Here is a 3,395-nt window from a genome sequence, read left to right as displayed (position 1 = left end):
GCACTACATCGTCGAATTTCTGGGAAGCCTGTTTAGCAGGGCCAGAATTCGAACGTTCGTTGGATATTTGAAGTCTTTGCAGGACGATCTCGGCTATACAAATGACGTGCGCGTCGCCCACGATCTCGTTGATCAGATTGGTAACGCAACGAACCGGGATGTTCGCGCGATCAATCGTGCGGGAGGGATCGTGCTAGGTTGGCATGAGCGGGCTCTGGCTGAACGCCATCCGAAAATCAGAAAGCGTATTCGTCGCTTTAGACGGTTGAAGCCGTTCTGGTGAGGCAAAACGATGGTGTCGAGCAACTTCTTTCGAGGTCAGAGTGGTACTAACGCTGGGGCTTTCGCTCGCGTTCCGGTTGGTAGGTGAGCGCCCATGTTCGGCTGCGATCTGCTCGACCGACTACCCACTGACGCCAGGGCCCGGCTTCGAAAGCGCGCGCAGCCAGAATGGGTTGCGCCCATGTTGGCGACGCTTACGAATGAAGTCTTCTCGCGACAGGGATGGATATTTGAGCCGAAATGGGATGGGGAGCGCTGCCTCGCCTTTCGCCGAGGTCGCGATCTCGCTCTCTTTTCGCGGAATCGAATTCGACTGAATGCAAAATATCCCGAGGTGGTTCAGGCGATGCATCAGCAGGAAGCCACGTCCTTTATTGCGGATGGTGAGATTGTCGCGTTCGACGGCCAGATCACTAGCTTCGCAAAGCTGCAAGCTCGCATGCAGGTGGTGCGTCCGCCGACTGAACTGGTTCGCAAGGTGCCGGTATGGTTCTATATGTTCGACCTGCTCTACCTGGACCGGTACGACATCCGGCGGGTTCCGCTCCGGCACCGAAAGCAGGTACTTCGCCAGGCCTTTGACTTCCATGACGCCTTGCGGTTCACGGAACATCGCACGACTGAAGGCGAGGATTACTACCGACAGGCGTGTCGGACGGGAGGGGAAGGTATCATCGCAAAGGACGCGGACAGTGTGTACGTGTCCAAGCGAACGCGCGATTGGCTCAAATTCAAGTGCAAGCGAGAACAGGAGTTCGTCATTGGCGGTTACACCGATCCACGAGGTAGCCGCGGCGGATTCGGAGCGTTGCTGCTGGGTTACTACCGCGGAGGAAAGCTCGTGTATGCCGGGAAAGTAGGGACGGGGTTCGCCGACGATCTGCTGCGGCGTCTTGGCAAAATGCTCGCTCGGCTGGAGACGCCGAGTTCCCCCTTTGCCGAGGATGGGTTGCCGCGGCGCGGCGTGCATTGGGTGAAGCCGGAGCTCGTCGCGCAGATCGGATTCACCGAGTGGACGGTAGGAGGTAAGTTAAGACACCCTCGATTTCTTGGCTTGCGGGATGACAAGCGGCCGGAGGATGTCGTGCGTGAGGGCTGATGTGCAATGAGGCGACATCGCCAAATACCGCCGGCGGAACTCTAAATCGGTCTAAAGGACAACAGGTGTCGCTCGCAGCATATCGAGGCAAAAGAGCCTTTACGGAAACGCCCGAACCGGTCGGGCGAGTGCGGCGACGCGGTCGCACGCGTGCCTTTGTGGTTCAAAAACACGCTGCCAGCCGGCTTCACTATGATTTCCGGCTCGCCGTAAATGGGGTTTTGGCATCCTGGGCAGTGCCAAAAGGCCCTTCAATGAACCCTGCAGACAAGCGCTTGGCCGTAAGGACGGAGGACCATCCGCTCGAATATGCGAAGTTCGAAGGCGTGATCCCGCCCGGCCAGTACGGAGCAGGGATCGTGATGGTCTGGGACTTGGGAACGTATGAGCCACCGGAAAATCAGCCGCCAGAGGAGCAACTGGCTCGCGGCAAAGTTCACATTGTGCTGCAGGGAGAAAAACTGCGCGGCGGTTTCACGTTAATCCAAACCAAACATCGATCCGCGAATTCTGGCCGAAGAGGCTATTGGTTGCTCGTCAAAAGTCGCGACGAGTACGCTGATCCGTCGTGGGACATCGAGAGCGCACGTTTCGATCGCTCTGTTCTTACCGGCCGCCGCATGAAGGAGATCAGCGAGAGAAAACCAGCAAAGCCTCGACCTGGCCGGCAGCGTGTCTGAATGCAGCCGCGGCTGCCGATCGGAGGAGCGGCATCTGCCGCGTGGGTCAATTCGTTAGCATGGCAGGGACTGGCAGCCTCATCCCTCACAGAGTTCCTTCGCGACTTGGCCTCTGTCAATGCGGAGCGCACGGGACCCCTTAGGATTGGTCCGGTAAGTGCAAAAAATGGAGGCGCGGCACCACCACTTAAGAGTCTTCGGAATCTGGAGAGTTCCTGATGTGGCTGTGGGTGGCATTCATTGTTTTCGTATTCTTCTTGGTGGCATTGGATCTCGGTGTACTTCATCGCGAGGCTCGCACGATAGCCTTCAAGGAGGCGCTGATGTTGAGCGCGGGGTGGATCACCGTCGCTCTCGCTTTCAATGTCGTGATCTTTTTTCTCTATGAGAATCATTGGTGCGGGCTTGATCTTGCCGGGAGTGAACCAGACGGACGAGCGGCCGCGGTTCTATTCCTTACAGGCTTCCTGATCGAAAAATCGCTCGGCCTGGACAATCTCTTTTTCATCGCCTTGATTTTTTCGTACTTCCGCATTCCGATCGCGTCTCAGCATCGCGTACTATATTGGGGAATCTTGGGTGCAGTAATCATGCGCGCCGCGATGATTCTTGCCGGCACCGCGTTAATCGAGCGTGTCGACTGGATTCTCTACATTTTCGGCGCGTTCTTGATTGTCAGCGGTGTCAGGATGGGACTGGTCGGACACCCCCCGGATATTGAAAAGAATCCGATCATAATATGGATAAGGCGTTTCTTTCCTGTCTTCCCGAAATTCGCGGGTGAACGATTTGTCGTGAGGCGAAGAGGGCAGCTGGCCCTTACGCCGCTTGCGCTGGCATTGATCATGATCGAAGCGTCTGATCTGATCTTCGCTCTGGATTCCATTCCGGCGATTTTTTCCATCACGCGCGATTCGTTCCTGGTGTTCACGAGCAATATCATGGCGCTGCTCGGCTTGCGTTCGCTCTATTTCGCGCTGGCCGGAGCCGTCGATCGGTTTCGCTATCTCAGAACCTCGCTTGGGCTGCTCCTGGTGCTGATCGGGATCAAGCTACTGCTGAAAGACGTTCTCGTTGAAGGACCGACCAGCATGTTCCTTACGCTCGGTGCCGTAGCGATCCTTTTGGCAAGCGGGGTCATTGCATCGTTGCTCTTTGGGAGGCGTGCGCCAAATTGCACTTAGGGAAATCGAGCGCAGCGAGAGCAAACAGCGCGTCAGCATGGGCTATGCTATAGTGTTGCCGAACGTTGCGGGCTGGACCTGTGGCTGGTCTAGTTTCCAATGTATGGGATCTCGCGGTTTAGCGGCCGACGTGCCCACGCAGTTCCGGAT

General features: G+C 56.8%; 4 protein-coding genes. All 4 read left to right on the top strand.

Annotation, left to right across the window (positions count from 1 at the left end):
* Positions 1-283: CHAD domain-containing protein (locus PMN64_RS42490; RefSeq protein ID WP_411785066.1), on the top strand; the 283-nt coding region annotated here is incomplete at its 5' end.
* Positions 284-463: 180 nt separating this feature from the next.
* Positions 464-1,381 (top strand): non-homologous end-joining DNA ligase, encoded by a 918-nt coding sequence (gene ligD, locus PMN64_RS42485; RefSeq protein ID WP_411785065.1) that lies wholly within the window; start codon positions 464-466, stop codon positions 1,379-1,381.
* On the top strand, positions 1,381-2,061 hold the full coding sequence (locus PMN64_RS42480) for a DNA polymerase ligase N-terminal domain-containing protein (protein ID WP_411785064.1): 681 nt from the start codon (positions 1,381-1,383) through the stop codon (positions 2,059-2,061). Before ligD ends, PMN64_RS42480 begins: the two co-directional genes overlap by 1 nt.
* A gap of 218 nt (positions 2,062-2,279) precedes the next feature.
* On the top strand, positions 2,280-3,245 hold the full coding sequence (locus PMN64_RS42475) for a TerC/Alx family metal homeostasis membrane protein (RefSeq protein WP_411785063.1): 966 nt from the start codon (positions 2,280-2,282) through the stop codon (positions 3,243-3,245).
* Positions 3,246-3,395 lie beyond the last annotated feature (150 nt).

Origin of the sequence: Bradyrhizobium sp. UFLA01-814, from assembly GCF_046718885.1 — a bacterium.
In the GTDB taxonomy this organism is placed as follows: Bacteria; Pseudomonadota; Alphaproteobacteria; order Rhizobiales; family Xanthobacteraceae; genus Bradyrhizobium; species Bradyrhizobium elkanii.
This window is presented reverse-complemented; position numbering and strand designations above follow the sequence as displayed.